Origin of the sequence: Streptomyces sp. NPDC050161 (assembly GCF_044460025.1) — a bacterium.
Lineage (GTDB): Bacteria > Actinomycetota > Actinomycetes > Streptomycetales > Streptomycetaceae > Streptomyces.
This window is the reverse complement of record NZ_JBITJM010000016.1, coordinates 170,958-187,382: the sequence shown is the minus strand read 5'-3', so window position 1 is coordinate 187,382 and position 16,425 is coordinate 170,958. Positions and strand designations below refer to the sequence as shown.

At 67.2% G+C, this 16,425-nt stretch carries 14 protein-coding genes; 6 read left to right on the top strand and 8 right to left on the bottom strand.

Translation table 11 applies throughout. From position 1 onward, the window contains the following. Window positions 1-182: 182 nt before the first annotated feature. The gene (locus ACIBK8_RS25015) at window positions 183-986 is read right to left on the bottom strand and encodes a hypothetical protein (RefSeq protein WP_399044084.1); all 804 of its coding nucleotides are present in this window, start codon (window positions 984-986) and stop codon (window positions 183-185) included. 183 nt (window positions 987-1,169) lie between these two features. On the opposite strand from ACIBK8_RS25015, the gene ACIBK8_RS25010 reads away from it, so the two are divergent. Next, entirely contained in the window at window positions 1,170-3,287 is a 2,118-nt protein-coding gene (locus ACIBK8_RS25010) for a serine/threonine protein kinase (RefSeq protein WP_399044083.1), read from the top strand. Between the two features lie 135 nt (window positions 3,288-3,422). Beyond that, complete coding sequence (locus tag ACIBK8_RS25005) at window positions 3,423-4,466, top strand: terpene synthase family protein (protein ID WP_399044082.1); 1,044 nt, start codon at window positions 3,423-3,425, stop codon at window positions 4,464-4,466. A 26-nt stretch (window positions 4,467-4,492) separates the two neighbouring features. Here the strand turns inward: ACIBK8_RS25005 and ACIBK8_RS25000 are convergent, their stop codons facing one another. Then, a complete protein-coding gene (locus ACIBK8_RS25000) occupies window positions 4,493-5,431 on the bottom strand; it encodes an RNA polymerase sigma-70 factor (protein WP_399044081.1) in 939 nt (312 codons plus the stop codon). A gap of 174 nt (window positions 5,432-5,605) precedes the next feature. Here ACIBK8_RS25000 and ACIBK8_RS24995 point away from each other — a divergent pair, with 174 nt between their 5' ends. Then, window positions 5,606-6,088 (top strand): carboxymuconolactone decarboxylase family protein, encoded by a 483-nt coding sequence (locus tag ACIBK8_RS24995; RefSeq protein ID WP_399044080.1) that lies wholly within the window; start codon window positions 5,606-5,608, stop codon window positions 6,086-6,088. A 94-nt stretch (window positions 6,089-6,182) separates the two neighbouring features. On the opposite strand, the gene ACIBK8_RS24990 is transcribed toward ACIBK8_RS24995, so the two are convergent. Then, entirely contained in the window at window positions 6,183-6,350 is a 168-nt protein-coding gene (locus ACIBK8_RS24990) for a hypothetical protein (protein WP_399044102.1), read from the bottom strand. A gap of 171 nt (window positions 6,351-6,521) precedes the next feature. On the opposite strand from ACIBK8_RS24990, the gene ACIBK8_RS24985 reads away from it, so the two are divergent. Further along, the gene (locus ACIBK8_RS24985) at window positions 6,522-7,274 is read left to right on the top strand and encodes a hypothetical protein (protein WP_399044079.1); all 753 of its coding nucleotides are present in this window, start codon (window positions 6,522-6,524) and stop codon (window positions 7,272-7,274) included. 101 nt (window positions 7,275-7,375) lie between these two features. Here ACIBK8_RS24985 and ACIBK8_RS24980 read toward each other — a convergent pair whose 3' ends face one another. After that, window positions 7,376-8,917: a tyrosinase family protein gene (locus ACIBK8_RS24980; RefSeq protein WP_399044078.1), complete on the bottom strand. Its 1,542-nt coding sequence runs from the start codon at window positions 8,915-8,917 to the stop codon at window positions 7,376-7,378. 446 nt (window positions 8,918-9,363) lie between these two features. Here ACIBK8_RS24980 and ACIBK8_RS24975 point away from each other — a divergent pair, with 446 nt between their 5' ends. After that, window positions 9,364-9,933, top strand: a complete 570-nt coding sequence (locus ACIBK8_RS24975; RefSeq protein WP_399044077.1) for a glycoside hydrolase family 25 protein — start codon at window positions 9,364-9,366, stop codon at window positions 9,931-9,933. Window positions 9,934-10,041: 108 nt separating this feature from the next. On the opposite strand, the gene ACIBK8_RS24970 is transcribed toward ACIBK8_RS24975, so the two are convergent. The 4 genes from ACIBK8_RS24970 to ACIBK8_RS24955 form a co-directional block, all read right to left on the bottom strand. Continuing rightward, window positions 10,042-10,971: a ferritin-like protein gene (locus ACIBK8_RS24970; protein ID WP_399044076.1), complete on the bottom strand. Its 930-nt coding sequence runs from the start codon at window positions 10,969-10,971 to the stop codon at window positions 10,042-10,044. Between the two features lie 31 nt (window positions 10,972-11,002). Beyond that, window positions 11,003-11,551, bottom strand: coding sequence for a gluconate 2-dehydrogenase subunit 3 family protein (locus ACIBK8_RS24965; protein WP_399044075.1), 549 nt, complete (start codon window positions 11,549-11,551; stop codon window positions 11,003-11,005). A 69-nt stretch (window positions 11,552-11,620) separates the two neighbouring features. Further along, window positions 11,621-13,309 (bottom strand): GMC oxidoreductase, encoded by a 1,689-nt coding sequence (locus ACIBK8_RS24960; protein WP_399044074.1) that lies wholly within the window; start codon window positions 13,307-13,309, stop codon window positions 11,621-11,623. A gap of 314 nt (window positions 13,310-13,623) precedes the next feature. Further along, window positions 13,624-15,243 (bottom strand): M4 family metallopeptidase, encoded by a 1,620-nt coding sequence (locus ACIBK8_RS24955; protein ID WP_399044073.1) that lies wholly within the window; start codon window positions 15,241-15,243, stop codon window positions 13,624-13,626. Between the two features lie 399 nt (window positions 15,244-15,642). Here ACIBK8_RS24955 and ACIBK8_RS24950 point away from each other — a divergent pair, with 399 nt between their 5' ends. After that, window positions 15,643-16,407: a hypothetical protein gene (locus ACIBK8_RS24950; RefSeq protein ID WP_399044072.1), complete on the top strand. Its 765-nt coding sequence runs from the start codon at window positions 15,643-15,645 to the stop codon at window positions 16,405-16,407. Window positions 16,408-16,425 lie beyond the last annotated feature (18 nt).

Sequence of the window (16,425 nt, the reverse complement as noted above, 5' to 3'; positions counted from 1 at the left end):
ATCAAGGCCTCTGCGGCTCGATGGTCCGCGGAAGGTTGCACTCGGGCGTAGGGGCGCGCTTCATGATCAGCCATGGCATCATCCTGCTGATCATGGCGGCGGCGGGCTATCCGTAAACGTACTCATGCGCGACGGTGGTCGCGCGGGGCGGGGCCGTCTCGGGCGGTTCGTCCGGTGAGTGGTCAGTCGGGGACGAGCACCGCGGTCCTCTCGTCTTTGAGCCAATCAAGGTGGACCTCACCTTTTGTGATGGTGAATCCGAGGTCTGCCCACGGCAGGCAAGAACTGGATCTTTCCGTGATTTTCTCCCGGATGACGCCTTCGGCTCCGTTGACGCTGGAGAGTTGGAGATCGCCTGTGCATGACAGGCCGGGCCATTCGATGGTTCCGACGCTTTCGCCGATCCTGCCCGGGTGGAACGTGGCAACAGCGACGTCGCCGTTGCTTGCATTGCCCCGATAAGTCCCGTCCAGCGTGAAGGGTTCCGTACCTGCGCTGTCCCAGGGGGCGATCCAGGCGAGGGAGCCCGCGGCGAGGGCGAGTGCGGCGACGGCCGCTGCGTAGCCCAGACGCTTGGTGGTGACACGTCGCGGCGAACGGGACGGCTCGCCCGTGGGCTCGGCTTCGGGTGCGGGCGGCGCCTCGAAGGGAGGGGCCGGCTGCTGAGCTTCCGTCCGGGTCTCGGATTCTTCGGCAAGCCTGTAGAGGGTTCGCCCTGTTTGCGCCGTACCGGATGGGGGCGCCAGCTTCTTGATGACGGCCTCCAGCAGGGGTTCGGGCGGGAGCCGTACGGCCCTGAAGTACCTGCTCCACTGCGTGCGGCTGCTACCGGGGACGACGAAGAACGTCTCCTCCAACTGGCGCACCGTCAGATGGCCGACGATCTCCTGTAACCAGGTGGCGAACGCGTCGGCCTCGTCCGTCGCGCCTTCGAGGCGGCCCCACTCTCCGGGAGCGTTCTCCTCTGAACCCTCTGAATCCTGCACTGCTACATCCCTCCTGGGGCGCTGGACGGCCAGGCGGCCCTTCGTCCGGCCCACCCCGCCCCGCCCCGCCCCGGCCCGCCCCGGCGCGGCCCGCCCCGTCCCGGATGAAGGCTGTGACCTGCGGGGACACCGCGGACAAAGGCGGACTGACGCGGACGTGAAAGGACATCAGATCACCAACTCATGCCGGGCTTCCACCTGTTCGACCAAGTTGGGAGGCGAGCAAGATGCGGATGGGCGGGAAGTAAGGCCGGTTGGCTGGGCATGAGAAATACTGCGCGGTGTGGGACCTCAGGCGCAGAGGGGGAGTCGGTGCAACCACTGACGAACGACGATCCGCGGCACGTCGGGCCTTTCCGCATCATCGGACTGCTCGGTACGGGCGGGATGGGCCGGGTCTATCTCGGCCGCACGCCGGACGGGAGTGCGGTGGCAGTGAAGACCACGCGCCGCGAACTCGCCGACGACAGGAGCTTCCGGAAGCGGTTCGCCCGCGAAGTGGCCGCGGCTCAACGGGTGAGCGGGCCGTTCGCGGCACCGGTGGTCGATGCCGCTCCCCACGCCGATGTGCCGTGGATGGCCACCGAGTACGTGCCGGGCCTCCCCTTGGGCAGCGCCGTGGACCGCTACGGGTCGCTGCCGGAAGACACCGTGGAGCTGCTGGCGTCCGGCCTGTTGCAGGCCCTGTCGGCCATTCACGCGCAGAACCTCGTGCACCGCGACCTCAAGCCCTCGAACATCATTCTCACCGCCGCAGGTCCACGCGTCATCGACTTCGGGATCGCACGCTCCGCTGTGGACACCACCTTGACGACGGCCGGCACCTCCCTCGGCACGCCCGGGTTCATGGCACCGGAGCAACTCACGACGACGGGCCCCGAACTCACGGGGGCGGCAGATGTCTTCGCGTTCGGCGGCGTCCTCGTCTTCGCAGCGACCGGCAGCGGTCCGTTCGGAACCGCCCACCCGCAAGTCCTGATGTACCGCACCGTGCACGACGAACCCTGGCTGGAGGCGCTCCCCGACGGCTTGGCGCGCACAACGGCGGCCTGCCTGGACAAGGCCCCCGGCAGGCGCCCCACGATAGCGGCGCTCACGAAGCGCTTCGGCCCACCCCACTACGACGACTGGCTCCCGGGGCCCCTCACCTCGGAGTTACGCCGGCTCTCCACACAGCTGAACGACCCCGGTGCCGTGCCCACACTGCGGACCGGCACCGACCGGCCTGCTCCTGACGTCGTCGAAACGGCGGAGACCCACCCACTGACGGGCAGCCAGGAAAGCCTCACCGCAGCCACACCCGTCGCGGGCCGGAAGGGTTCCGCGCTCTCCCGCTCAACCCGGGAGACTTCCGACCCCGCCCCGGAACCGCACGGCCCGGTGCGGTCACCGCGCTCCCCCGCCCGACCGGCCGCTCGGAGGCCGAGCCGGCGCCGTCTGCTCACCGCGCTCTCCGCCACCGCGGTCGCGGCCGGCGGCGGGACGCTTGCCCGGGTCCTGTGGCCGGTGAGCGAGCAGGGCGGCGGTGACGCCAAGAAGCCTGCGCCGACCTACACCGGAGAGCCGGCCTTCGAGTTGCCGCTCGGGAGCCGGAAGATCGACGCGGTCATGCCGGTGCCGGGCGACGACTCGCATCCCAACACACCCAGCAAGTACTGGCTGTTCGCCGGCGACCACTACCTCCGGGTCAGGATCTCTTCCTCGAAGCATCCGGTGCTGGAGAATTTGACGGGCCCTTCCTCGCGGGTCCAGTGGACTCACACCCTTGGACTGGCGCAATTCAAGGCCGGAATCGACGCCGTGATGCGCGTGCCGGGCACTCTCAACCAGTACTGGGTGTTCTCTCAGAACCAGTACATCCGCATGGAAGTCGCCGACAGCCCGCCATACGGCGACACGCTGACAGCGGGACCTTTCCCGATCAGCGACTGGGCCCATGCCTTCAGAGGGCTTCCGCCCGACCACATCGACGCAGTGATGCCGGTGCCGAAGACTCCGAACCTGGTCTGGGTGTTCTCGGACGGCCAATACGTCCGGACGGAACTGAACGGCGACGGGAAGCCAGGGGGCACGGTCCAGCGGGGCCCGGTGGAAACCAAACTCTGGACCTTCGGCTCACCCCAGAGATTCAACGGAAGGATCGACGCGGCGATGCCCCTACCGGGTAAGCCGGACCAGTACTGGGTGTTCTCCGGAACGCAGTACATGAAGATCCAGGTAACCAATTACCAGTACGCGGACAAGGTCCTCCAGGAGCCCGAGCAGCTCCGCACCCAGCCGGCGCCCGAGTCATCGGCTTGATGAGCGATGACCGACCCTGTTCACAAATCCGCCAGCCTTCAACGCATTCACGCACTCCCCGGCCGCGACCGGTTCACTCCCGCTCCCCGCCCCGGTTAACTGGACGGACGTCTCCAGAGAGAGGATCACCGCCCCATGACCCACGCGCCGAGCCGGCTCCTCACCCCTGGGGACCGCTACCGTCTCCCCCTTGTCGCGTGCTCCAGCGTCGCCAAGGTCAACTCGGACTACCCCACGATCTACGAGGAGAACGCCGCGTGGGTGCGGGAATTCCTGCCGTTCCCCGACGCCGACGCCCAGGGGCGCATGCTGGAAAACCGCTACCCGCTGTGGGACTCCCTGGTCTACCCGACCGGTCTGGCCCAGCGCGTCGTCGACTCCTCGTGCGTGACGTCACTGATGTTCGAGGTCGACGACGTCGCCCTGCTCCAACAGGGCCTGTTCGGCGAGATCGCCGACGACTGGGCGGCCGGCCACCCCTACGGCCCCGCGTTCTCCAACATCTGGGGCCGCCTCGAAGACCGCATGCCCCACGGCGTGTACCGCAGGTACCGCGAGGACTGGCAGGACTGGTTCGGCCACACCCTTGAGGAAAACGTGCACCGCCGCAGACACGAGATCCCCGACCTCGACACCTACCTGGACATCCGCCGGGTCAGCGTCGGTCTGCGCCCCTACATCGTCGCCATCGAGTACGTCCTCGACCTGGACCTGACCGCGCTCCTCGACCGGGACCGTGAGCTGAACGAACTGAAGCTGCTGGCCGTCGAGCACGCGATGCTCGCCAACGACCTGTTCTCCTACCGGTGGGAGTGCTTCCAGGGCGACTACTTCAATGCCATCAGCCCCCTGCTGCACGTCCACCGAAGGACGCTCCAGCAGGCCATCGACGACACCTGCCTGCGCATCGCCGCAGCCGACAAGAAGCTGGGCGAGCTGACCAGCCGGCTGCGCACCCGCTACGCGTCCACACCCGGCGCCGGACGGATGGCCGCCTACTTCGACGCCATCGGTCTGTTCTGCGCTGGTCGTACGAGACCAGCCGGTACAACGGCCACGGCTACGGCTGGAACGGCCTGCGGACGGGCACCGTCACCCTGCACCGCGACCGCACCCGGATCGACAGCGAATGAGCACGCGCCGACGATCCGTCGAAGAGGCGACAAGGCGGAGAGGTGAAGAGGTGAAGACGCCAGGGCCGGGGCTCAGCGGTGCAGGGTGTTCTCCCGCCGCATATGTGACAGTTTTTCGGGATTGCGTACGGCGTAGAGCCCGGTGATGAGGCCGTTGTCGATGCGCGCCTCCACGACGGTGTCGAGCGCGCCGTTGAGCCGGATGATCAGCGCCGGGCGGGCATTGACCTGTGCAGGCCGCAGCGACACTCCGGTGACCCTGCCCAGCCCTGCGGTCAGCAGGCGGGCCACCTTGTCGGCGCCCACGATGGGCCGCAGGACGGCCTGCTTGACTCCGCCGCCGTCGCCCAGGAGGACGACTTCGGGCGCGAGGATGTCGAGCAGGCTCTGCAGATCACCCGTTTCGGCCGCCCGCCGGAACGCATCGAGCACGTCTCGGGTCTCGGCCGGGGAAACGGTCCCACGCGGCCGACGCGCCGCGACGTGTGCCCGTGCCCGGTGCGCGATCTGGCGGACCGCGGCCGGGCTCTTGTCGACGGCTTCGGCGATCTCGTCGTACTCGACGTCGAACACCTCACGTAGCACGAACACCGCCCGCTCGGTCGGCGTCAGCGTCTCCATCACCAGCAGCATCGCCATCGAGACGCTGTCGGCCAGCTCGACGTCATCGGCCACGTCGGGCGCGGTGAGCAGCGGCTCGGGCAGCCAGGTGCCGACGTAGGACTCCCTGCGGCGGCTGAGCGTACGCAGTCGGCTCAGCGCCTGACGCGTGGTGATCCGGACCAGGTACGCACGCTGATCCCGCACCGTGCCGAGATCGACGCCCACCCACCGCAGCCAGGTCTCCTGGAGGACGTCCTCCGCGTCGGCGGCCGAGCCGAGCATCTCGTAGGCGACGGTGAACAGCAGGTTGCGATGGGCGACGAACGCCTCGGTGGCGGGGCCCGCGCGTCCGCCACCGGCGAGCTGCCCTGACGGGCCCTCTGTGCGCTCGCTGTGCTCGCTCTTCACCGGCTTCTCCTGCCTGTTCGCTCTCGACGGTGCCACGCACACAGGACGCCGGTCGACACGGCTTTGTGACACCCCTGGGCGGTGGTGCACGTCACACGGCCGCCGCTGTCACAGGGAGCGGGTGGCCGGCATCTCGTGTTCGTTCAGTTCAACACCACGAGTGAGGACGAAGCCATGGACACCCGATTCGACATGTTCGGCAACGAGATCGCCGCCAAGTTCGCCAAGCGGTTCGCAGGCGCCGGTCTGGTGATCCAGCAGTCGCCGTTGCCGAAGTCCACGCAGGAGCTGGTGTCGCTGCGCGCCAGCCAGATCAACGGCTGTGGCTGGTGCATCGACATGCACACCAAGGAGGCCGCAGCCGCCGGTGAGACCACCACTCGGCTCCATCTGGTCGCCGCCTGGCGCGAGTCCACCGTGTTCACCGAGGCCGAACGGGCGGCGCTGGCGCTCGCCGAAGAGGGCACCCGGCTCGCCGACGCCCATCACGGCGTGTCCGACGAGACCTGGTCCCAGGTACGCAAGCACTACGACGACGACCAGGTCGCCGCGCTGGTCGCCTTGGTCGCCCTGATCAACGCGGCCAACCGGCTCGCCGTGATCGTGCACCAGCAGGGCGGTTCCTACGAGCCCGGAATGTTCGCCGCGTTCCACTGACCGGCGGACGAATCCGGCGGGGAAGAAGAAGGGAAGCTGCGCTCCGGCCTGTCCATGCGACATCGCTGTCCAGGCCGGGGCGGGGCTTCGCGCATCAACCGGGGGCCAGAGATGTCCCGACGAGGACCGTGCAGGCGAGGTCGGCCCAGACGAAATAGCTGTACGGGCGGACGCCCCCCGCGCCTTGGTAGTAGCGCTCGACCAACTGGCGGTACGCCTCCCACCAGTTGAAACCGGCTCCGCCGCTGACCAGTACACGCATACGCGCCACGGCAAGCCCGCCACGGGCCCGCAGCCGCTCTGTGCCGCCGGTTCCCGGCCCTGCACGCCAATGGCCCTTGAAGCGGCCCGGCAGCGTGCAACCCGGCAGGAGACGTGGCAGCGTCACGGGAATCGGTCCCAATTCCTGCACTCGCTTCATGAAGGGCGAACGGTGGCTGGTGCGGTTGTCGACGCGGGGGCACGGGTCGCGCTGTCGTGGGCGGGGGAATTCAGCCTCGGTCAGTACCTGGGGCTGGTGCTGATCGCGGCCGGGACGCTGGTCGGGGCGTGGTCGGGACGGCGGTGGTCGCATCGTTCGACGGTGCTGCTCGGGGCCGCGTCGGGGGTGCTGCTGGCCGTGGCAGGGGCCGACATCGTGCCGCACGCCGTTCACGAGGCGGACGAGGCGGGGCTGTCCCGCTGGGTCGTGCCGGTCACCGCCGTGCTGGTTTTCGCCCTCGCATCGGCGGGGCGCCTACTGCGCCGGCGGTGTGAGCCGGGGCGTCTGCTGAGTGCCGGGACGGCGGTGGCTCTCGTGCTGCACCGGCTGGTGGAGGGCATGACGGTCGTCCTGCTGGCCTCGGTTCCTGTGGTGGCCGCGCTGGTCGTGCACTCCGTCAGTGAAGGACTCGCGTTGACCGCGGTCCTCGACGCGCGGGGCCGGCGGCCCCTGGCCCCGTGGCTGGCCGCCGTCTGTCTGAGCCCGCTCGTGGGCGGCTGGATCACCCTGGTGGTGCCCGTGCCGGAGTGGGTGCACGTAGTGCTGCTCGCTGTGGTCGCGGGCGTACTGCTGCGGGGTGCGGGCACGGCCCTGGCGCTGGCCCGACGCCGCCGGGCGGGCGGGGAGTTGGCGGGGCCGCCCGTGCTGCTGGCGCTGGGCTCGGCCGCCGCCGTCACCGTGGCAGCCGTGCTGGTCCTGCGCTGACCAGTTCCGTCCGGCGGGCCGATGGTGTTCCGGCACCACCGGCCGCCGGCTGATGCCGAGTCAGCCGACGGCCGACGGATGTGCTGCGACAGTGGGACGGGCTACACGGCGGTGAGGCTGACGCGTTCGAAGCTGGGCTGTGGCGCGGCCTCCGCGACGGCACCTGCGGGGGCGGCTTCGGCGGGTGCCGGTGCGGGACGGGGGACGGACGGCACGAGGGAGACGGTGACCGGCCCGTCCGGCAGCAGCCCTTGTTCGTGCAGCCGGTGGACCTGCTCGGTGATGTCGAAACTCGCGTCGTGGCCGCCGTGGTCGTGCAGGGAACCATCGACGTCCGCCGCGCCGAAGAAGGAGATCCAGCCGACGAAGTAGGGCCCGGCCGGGTCGAGTTCACCGCCGTGGCCGTTGAGGAAGACGTGGAAGGGCGTTCCGGGCGGCACGTCCGTGCGCACACCGTGCACGGTGAGGATCAGGCCGGTTTCCGGTGCGTGGCCTGCGGCCATGGCCCGCATGGACCGGCCGGCGTCGCCGACCGGCTCCAGGCTCACCTCGGTCGGCCCGTGGACGCTGAGGACCTGCCGGGGGTTGGCGGCGGCCAGGACGCGTTCGCCGGCTCGGGTGACCGGGGCCGGCGGCACGACCGCGGGCCGGGTTCCCGTCCCCTCGGTCAGGGCCTCGTATGCGTAGTCGCGTGGATCGATGCCCAGGAAGTCCCTGCTCGTGGGCCGCTGGATCTGCCCGTTCTCGTCGAAGAAGATGAACTGGTGGTCCAGCCAGGACGTGTGGTCCGGGTTGAGGTTGTCCTTGCTCAGCCAGCCCGACCAGAGCCGGTCGATGTTGCTGTGGTGCAGCCAGAAGATCGGATCGCGGGCGGCGCCCGCCACGGCGCCCATCCAACCGCCGACGCCACCGTGGACCTGGTTGTGCGGGACGTTCTCCAGCTCACCGAAGCCACGGCGGAAGTGGATCATGGAGGTATAGCTGATCTCGCTGCCGAAGCTCGGCTGGTCCGTCTGACGGCTGTGCGTGGCGGAGAAGACCGTCTGGCTCATGGCGCGGAAGGGATTGACGTCCGTGTAGGGAAGCACCTCGAAGGCCGAGTTCTTGTCCAGGGCGCGATGCGGGATGTTCCAGAAGTCCGGTCGGAGCACCTGTGCGTCCGAAAGGTAGAGGGGGTTGTCGGCCGTCAGGTCGTCGGCGTCCGGGTGGGACGGCATCTTCGGGGTGCGGAATGCCTCCGGAAGAGCGCGCGAGGTGAAGTCATCGGCCGGATTCGGGTCGGGCGCGTCCAGCGCGTAGTTCCAGTACGGCAGTGCCCAGGTGGTGGAGGGGTCGGGGGTGATCTTCTCCTCGGCGGCGATCTCCTTGATGGCTGCCCGGACAATCCGTTCGAAGTAGTACAGGTAGCCCCGGTGCCACGGCAGGAAGAACCAGCCGCCGTGCGGACACTGGTTGAATGCCTCGTTCGTCTCCGTGATCGTGGGCGGGACGCCGTGGATACACCCTTGGAAGACCCAACTTGTCGGGTCCGTGGCCGGCCGCTGCTGCATCCTTCCCACGGCCCGTGCATACCAGTACAGCACCGGATCCCAGGTATCCATCTTGCTCGCGTCTTGCCGCACGAACGCGACACCGTTCGCCATGTTGCTCCTAGTTGTGAGCGGGACGCCCGAGTGGGGCGCCCCAGATCCCTACCGACGCCGACGACCGCCCCATCACCTTTCGTCCACAAACCTTCCGAGGGGTGACCTGGCGCGCCATCCGGGCGAGGGCGGCGGCGACGGGCCGGGAACCGCCTTGTCCAGGAGGGACGAAGTGAACGTCGCAGACAGACGGCCGGCTTCCTGGCGGTGAAGCGCGACGACGTCCGACCCGGCGGACCATGGCTCGGTCCGCGGCGATGTGCCCGCCTGGGCGGCTCAGGCACAGGGCCGACGGTGGTTGCGGTGCCTGCGTCGCGCTCCGGCCTGGCAGGTTGATCCAGATGCCACGGTCGAGGCGCAGCGCGAAAATGGAGATGAGCCGTGACTGCCCTGGGCAGCGTGCGCGCGAGTCCCCAGGTCGGTCGCCGTCGCCTAAGGAGGCGACCATGACCATCAAGGGTATTGATGTCTCGTCATTCCAGTCGGAGCAATACCGCACCGACGGATTCTCCTTTGTCTTCATCAAAATCACGGAGGGCACCACCTACACGAACCCCAAGTGGGTCGCTCAACGCAAGACCGCACGAGACGCCGGATTGGTGACCGGCTTCTATCATTTCGTCCGGCCTGGATCTTTTGAAGCCCAGGCCGACTTCTTCCTCTCCAAGATCACGCTGGCGGACGGGGACATTCTCGCCTTCGACTGGGAGGACCGGGGCGTCTCGAACTCCTTCAAGGACAGCTGGATCAAGCGCGTGCAGCGCCGCGCGCCCGGGCACAAGACGGTGCTCTACTGCAACCGGGACTTCTGGCTGAACCGTGACACCACGTCCTTCGCCGGGGACGGCCTGTGGATAGCCCAGTACAACGGCAGGCCCGGTCGGCCCGACATTCAGCACCCGTGGCTGTTCCACCAGTACACCGACCAACCGGTCGACACGAACGTCGGAAACTTCAAGGACAAGGTGGCACTGCGCGGTTGGTCCACACACCGGGAGCTGGCTTCGTTCAGCTGAAGCTCAGATGGAGCGGCCCGCTGTGCGGCGGAATCGGGGCTCACCGCGGAAGGCGCCCGGCAGGAAACGCGCCATCGGGCCGGGCCACCCGTGCGCCCGACGCGGCGCTCAGACCGCTCCGCCATCCCACCGGAATTCCGGACGGATTCCCTTTTTGATGAGGTCTTGTCCGACGATGCGCAGCTGGAACATGGCTGCCACGTTCGGGGCATCGCCCATTGTCCAGCATTTTTCCAGGTCGACCAGCAGGTTCGACAAGGTGCGGTTGAACTCGGTTGACGGGTTCGGCCGGGCGTCGGAGGGTTCAAAGTCATACACTTCCGGCAGTGTGACGGGAGCTCCACTGAAGCTCCATTTTTCGCCGACCTTGACCAGTCTCTTCTGAACGAACAGCTCCTTGAAGAGGTAATAGTGTGCGCGCCCTTGCGCCTCTCCGGATGGCTGATCCGGAGATCCCCGAACCCCCTCCCCCTCACTCTTGATCCTCTCGATTGCCCCGATCGCGTCGGCGATACTTCTGATCGGCTTCGTGAAAGGCACATCCACCGCATGGGCATTCTGATCGATCGCGGGCATGAGCGTATCGAACGCCGTGATGATTCTGTCGTAGAAAGCACCGATCGTTGCGGGCGGCTGCTCCGGCACGAGCGCAACGGGAGGGAAATCTGGATACTCGATCTGCATGAAAACCGCGAGCTGCTCCTTGAGCAGCGGCTTCAGGTCGATCGGAATCTCCTGTGAAATACCTCCGGGTAGTTCGTTGGCCGGATAGGTGGGCAGGAAATCTGCGTGGGCAATCGATGGCTGACCGCCGATCGCGGACAGCAGGTTCCCGGCCAGGGCGAAGTGGTGCATCTCCTGGCTGACAATCCTGTGGAGCACGCCCTCCGTGCGGTCCGGGTCACGTCTGACCGACCACTGCGCACACAGATACGGCGGGATCGTCGCAAATTCCAGACGCATCGCCAGTTGCAGCGCGCCCTTGAGGTCATCCAGCGACAGAGTCTCCGCTTCGACGTATTCCCTGATCGTCTTCATGCACAGCACCCCTGCGGTATTCGAATGGACGCTACAGGCCGAGCATTTCAAGCTCATCGTCGATGATGCGCTGGACGTCGGGTGTGACACCCGGAAAGCTGAGAAGCGGTACGTTGCCGATGTAGCCGATCGCCTTGAACCCGATGTCGGACGTGAAATAGCCGCCGAGCAGCAGGTGCCGGAATCTGATGAAGAACTTTCTGTCCACGGCAGTGGTCGACGCGATCTGATCGATAATCTGGCGCTGCCGGGGTACGTCCAGCTCCAGGAAATCGCTCTCGAACTGACGGCGCGCTTCTGCGTCGACCATGGCAAGCCCGGTCGTGATGACTGTTCTATGTTGCTGTTGCGTCTTGTATGGGGCGCTCACCCATTCGTCGAAGAACTCGACGATTCCCATCGCACTCGGCGCCGGGTACTCATCGGTGCCCGGCAGAATGAGGTCAGCGAGGGTCGAGATGAGTGCGCGCTCGTGCTCTGAAAGTGTGCGCGGCCAAGGAGCGTGCGGCGTCACGAGATTGGGATCGGTTCCGTAGCCCTGTGCTTCGGCACCGGCCTCGGCGACATTGTCCTGGTCCATCGCTCCCTCTCGTTCCTGGTCAACTGAAGTCGGGACACCCATTCCGCGTGGTCGTGCCACCAAAGGCAGTTAAAGACCGCCGCTCTTCACCAATTCGAGAATGCGGGACGAACTGCGGGCGGCGAGAGCCATGATCGTCAGCGTGGGGTTCTTGTCCGGGCTCGACACGAAGGCTGCCCCGTCGAGAACGAACAGGTTCCGCACATCCCAGCACTGGTTGTAGGAGTCGATCACAGAGTTCTGCGGCGACGATCCCATGCGCGCCCCGCCGACCTCGTGAACCGCTCCACCACCCTGCGGCATCTGAAACGCAGTGGTGTCCGGCGCGCCTCCGAGCCTGCGGAACACCTCATTGAACGTGGTCTGCATGTGCATGGTCTGCCGGATTTCCGACTCACCCCATTTCCAATGGAAGCGCAGGACCGGAACTCCCCACTTATCCTTGGTCGTAGGGTCGAGTTCACAGAAGGAATCCTCGTTCGGGATCATCTCGCCTTCGCCGATAAGGGTGACGAAGGTGCCGTACTTCCGCCGGACCTCCGCGCGCAGCTCATCACCGTAGGTCGCACTTCCGGCATCCACGAAGCTGCCCACGCCGGTAGTGGGCATCCGGCGCCCTCCGCGCGGCTCGATATGGTAGCCGCGCGGGAAATCGAGTTTCCCTGCCGCCTGCTCGCGCACCAGCCACCACGGCACGTAGACATGCGGCGTGAAGATGCCGTCATCGTTCTGCGGCGGCACCTTCTCAAGCATCGGAATCCGCGACGACCTTGAGAATTCGACCGAATCCATCAGATACTTTCCGACGAATCCGTGGTTGTTTCCGATGCCGTTGGGAAACGCATCACTTCTTGAGTTGAGCAGGATGCGCACCGACGAGCAGGTGCCCGCCGCCAGTGTCACCACCCTTCCCTGGACCGAGAACTCGGAGCCGGTCTCACGGTCATGGAAGGTGACTCCGGTCGCACGCCCGGTGTCGTCGACGTCGACCCGGGACACCATGGCATTGCACAGAACGGTCAGATTTCCGGTGGCCCGAGCGGGAGGAATGAGGACGGTCGGGCTCTGGAAATTTGATTGGCTTGAGCAGCCGCGCGTGCACTGGGTCGCGTACAGGCACGCCGCGCGGCCGTTCAGAGGGCGGGTGAGGACGGCCGCATGGATGGCCGCCACCTTCATTCCCATGTTCTCGAATGCCCGCGAGAGGACGACCTCGTGGGCGCGCGGGGGCGGCGGCGGGAGCTGGACACCGGGAGGGGCGTCGGGTGCGTTCTCGATGCCGTGCGGCAGGCCCGTGACGCCGATGAGGCTTTCGACCTTGTCGTACCACGGCGCAAGATCCGTGTAATCGATGGGCCAGTCGAAACCCAGTCCGTCGCGTGTCTTCGGCTTGAAATCGTAAGGACCGAAGCGCAGCGCCACCCGGCCCCAATGGTTGGTCCGGCCACCGAGCATCCGCGGTCGCCACCAACTGAACGGCTCTGCTGCGTTGGCCTGGGTGTAGGGCTCGCCACTGATCTCCGCTCCGCCATCGACCGTGGCGTCGTAGAAGCCGGCCGGCTTGTCCGACGTCGTCGCCCCTCGCAGTGGCGCATCCTCCTGCGTCTGGAACATCGGTGTCTCGGTTCCGGGGGCGTAGTCCCGGCCGGCCTCCAGCATGAGGACCTTCAGACCTGCCGAAGAAAGCTCGTACGCCGCCATTCCCCCGGCGGCTCCGGAGCCGACAATGATGACGTCAAACGCCTGAGTGCCGGACACGTGGCTCTCTCCTCTATCGGCAGTTTGTACAGTGCAGGGGCCTGGCGTGACGCGCTCTTACGTATCTCAGTCGCTTCGGTGGTCAAACCGTGAGCCGGAGCGCAGACCCGGCGGGGAATTGCCGCCTCGGAAATCCATGGGGCAGTTGGTTAATCGATACATGCCATGCCCGAGGTGACCTGCGTGCCTGCTGAACGGGTGGTGTGATCCAGCAGGCAATGAAGAAGACGCGGGGAGCGAAAACCCGGTCGGTCCGGTAGCGAATGCGCCGTGCTGCGCGCTCACTTGCGGTCGGGGTGAGCTGTGGGCCGATCTCAGGCGATGCCGATCCTTCGATAGGCGTCGTCGACTGCGGCCAGCGTCGCGGTGCACGCGGCCGTATTTCCGGCTAGGTACGTATTGGTGACGTCCCGCAGCGCCTGGCGCATGTCCTCGAAACCCGACTGCGTGAGCAACCGCACCAGGGCGAGATAGACCAACAGCGCCCATTCCTCGACCGTGAGGAGCGGCTTTCCTGCTCCGTCCACCGAGGTGAGCATGAGGTGCATCGCCTTGTTGTGGATATTGCTGTTGGTGTGCACGCCGCCGTTGTCGGCCGTGGTGTGCACGTAGTCGCGCATATGGTCGGGATCGCCGGTCCGGGTGGGGTCGCTCATGTCGCGCAGCGGCAGGCCGTCGCGGCCCAGGTCGGCCCCGATCTCCCAGCTCCAGGTACGCACATCGGCATGGTCGGGCGCCTGGTACCAGTTGGCGATGATGATGCCCATGGTGTCGGCCAGCGACTCGTTGAGCGCGCCGGACTGATCCTGGTAGACGAGGTTGCTGGAGGTCTCGATCACCCCGTGGGTCAGTTCGTGCGCGATGATGCCGAGATGGCGGGCCAGGCTGACCAGCCGGTCTCCCTCGGAGGTCTGGCCGTACCACATCCGCCCGTTCCACCAGACGGCGTTGCGCCACTCGGGCCCCGCCCCGTGGCGCCGGTAGGTGCAGTTGACTGCGGAGACCAATTCCATGTCGGCGTCGTCGATACCGTCCCGGTTGAGTTGCTGGCGGTAGAAACTCTCCACCCGCTCCGCGTTGACATGGGCCGAGACCCCGGCCCGGTGGTCAGCGCCGAAGTCCGCATCCGACGAGCCGATCGTCGAGTCCGGCAGTTGGGCTCCCGCAAGGTCGGCGAAATCCAGGTCGTAGGTGGCGATCTGCCGCCACTTGTCGTTCAAGAAGTAGGAGCTGTCCCGGTGACTGCCCCGGAACCGGTGATGGACGCTGACCTCGTCGTCGCCCTCCAGCCGGGTGGGCACCGAAACCGTGGGGGCCATTCCGTACGACTGGAGAATCTCTCCGGAGTGGGTGTCGACGAGGTAGCCGGTGAGCGGGAAGTCGTCGCGCGGGGACGGGTCGAGGCCATGGCCGCGCTGGCCCTCCTCGCGGCGCGACTCGGGCAGTTGGGCCGGCACCTTGCGCAGGTGCCACGCCAGGTGCCAATGGTCGTCCTGGCTGACATACGCCAGTGTCGGTGGCGGTAGCTCTTCGGCGTCGACGGTGCTCCCGGTCGCCGCCTTGACCCGCTCCAGCGCCTCGTTGCCCGACAGTTCGGGTACGGAGCCCACGCCGGACACCTCTCCGAGCCGGCAGTCGATCGAGACCAGCCGCTGGCTCTCGTCGATCTCGACCAGCGCCTCGGCGCCGAAGACCAGGATCTCCTGCTGAGTCTGGTCGAAGCGGACCAGGGTGGTGCCTGTGCCGACCTGGCGGCGCGCCCCGCGCAGGGCCAGATCGGGAACCCGCTCGGGCCGGTCCTCCCTGACCGCGGCACGAAGCTCCGGAGCTTCCGCCCTGCCGAGCTTCTCGGCCAGGTAGAAACGTGCGGCGGTCTCAGCCGAGTTGAAGGCTCCCCGGTCCTCGGCGCCCTCCGGCGCGCCTACCCCGCGCACCGCCTCAGGCCCCGGATGTGCGCCACCCGCCTCCGGATCGTCGCTTGCGTGGTAGCGATACCGTTCAAAGCCTGGCATGGCTGTACCCCTCGTCGGGCCCCTCGCCTCTGGCTGGCCCCGCCCTTCGCATGCGTCCTCATTTCACCGTGACATGCCCCAGCGGGGTCGGCAACCGGACGGCGGGCGGTAACTTCGCCTCCGCATGTCACTGATGCCGGTGCGGTGATTTTCCGTCAGGTGGCCACATATCAACGACTGGCCTTCGTGCACCGCAGGAGCCGTGTGAGGTGCTTTCGGCGCGCGTGCCCTTTCGCGTGCCCTCTCGCGTGCCCTCACCCGTGCCCTTTCGCGTACGGGATGAGGGATGCGCGCCGGGTACCCGCATGCGATAAAGGGAATATGGCGGATGCGCTGAAGAACGCCGATGTCGAAGTCAAGCTCAGTATGTCCGGTGAGGCGGCCGATTCCGCGCTTCGGATGCTCGGGCTGGAGGCGGATGACGGCAAGGGCCTCACGATTTACTTCTGGGAAAAACCGTGGACGGACGGCGACAACGTCCGTCTTCCCCTGTCGGAGGCGGGAGTTGTCATCCGGTTGCGGAAGTCCGCGAAGGGCGATGCGGACGACCTGACCGTGAAACTGCGGCCGTGCGTCCTGGACGCGCTGCCTGCCGACTGGCGGGTGAATCGCGAAGGGAAGGACTGGGAGTTCACGATCGAGGAGGACTGGACCGGCCGCAATCGCGCCTGGGCGGCCTCGCTGAAGGTGGAAGGCGATTTCGGCCGGCCCACCGCAGATGAGGGAGAGGGGGACAGGGAATCGCGTCGGCCCCGGCTGACCCGGGACCAGCGAGAGCTGCTGGCGAGCGTCGAGGTCACCGACGACGACCTGGCGGACCTCGTGCCGCTCGGCCCGGTCCAGGCCATCAAGTGGAAGCCCTCCCGCCGCGACCTGATCCACCCGCTCACCGCGGAATTCTGGAGCGTCGGCCCCGACCTGCGCCTCGTGGAGCTGTCACTCCGGGCGCACCCTGCCGAAGCATCCGGTGCACAGGACCTGCTGGAACGGGCCTTCCTCGACCTGGGCCTCCAGCCTCCCTCACCGCAGACGTCCAAGACCCGCAGCGCACTCACCGCCCTTGCCCGCGCGCACCTGACCCGGTAGCGGGAGCGGAATCGGAAC

Coding starts and splice junctions, on each gene's coding strand:
- ACIBK8_RS24965 (WP_399044075.1), bottom strand. CDS start 11,551: ATGGACCAGGACAATGTCGCCGAGGCCGGTGCCGAAGCACAGGGCTAC.
- ACIBK8_RS24950 (WP_399044072.1), top strand. CDS start 15,643: ATGGCGGATGCGCTGAAGAACGCCGATGTCGAAGTCAAGCTCAGTATG.
- ACIBK8_RS24980 (WP_399044078.1), bottom strand. CDS start 8,917: ATGGCGAACGGTGTCGCGTTCGTGCGGCAAGACGCGAGCAAGATGGAT.
- ACIBK8_RS24970 (WP_399044076.1), bottom strand. CDS start 10,971: ATGAAGACGATCAGGGAATACGTCGAAGCGGAGACTCTGTCGCTGGAT.
- ACIBK8_RS24975 (WP_399044077.1), top strand. CDS start 9,364: ATGACCATCAAGGGTATTGATGTCTCGTCATTCCAGTCGGAGCAATAC.
- ACIBK8_RS24995 (WP_399044080.1), top strand. CDS start 5,606: ATGGACACCCGATTCGACATGTTCGGCAACGAGATCGCCGCCAAGTTC.
- ACIBK8_RS25005 (WP_399044082.1), top strand. CDS start 3,423: ATGACCCACGCGCCGAGCCGGCTCCTCACCCCTGGGGACCGCTACCGT.
- ACIBK8_RS25010 (WP_399044083.1), top strand. CDS start 1,170: ATGCCGGGCTTCCACCTGTTCGACCAAGTTGGGAGGCGAGCAAGATGC.
- ACIBK8_RS24990 (WP_399044102.1), bottom strand. CDS start 6,350: ATGCGTGTACTGGTCAGCGGCGGAGCCGGTTTCAACTGGTGGGAGGCG.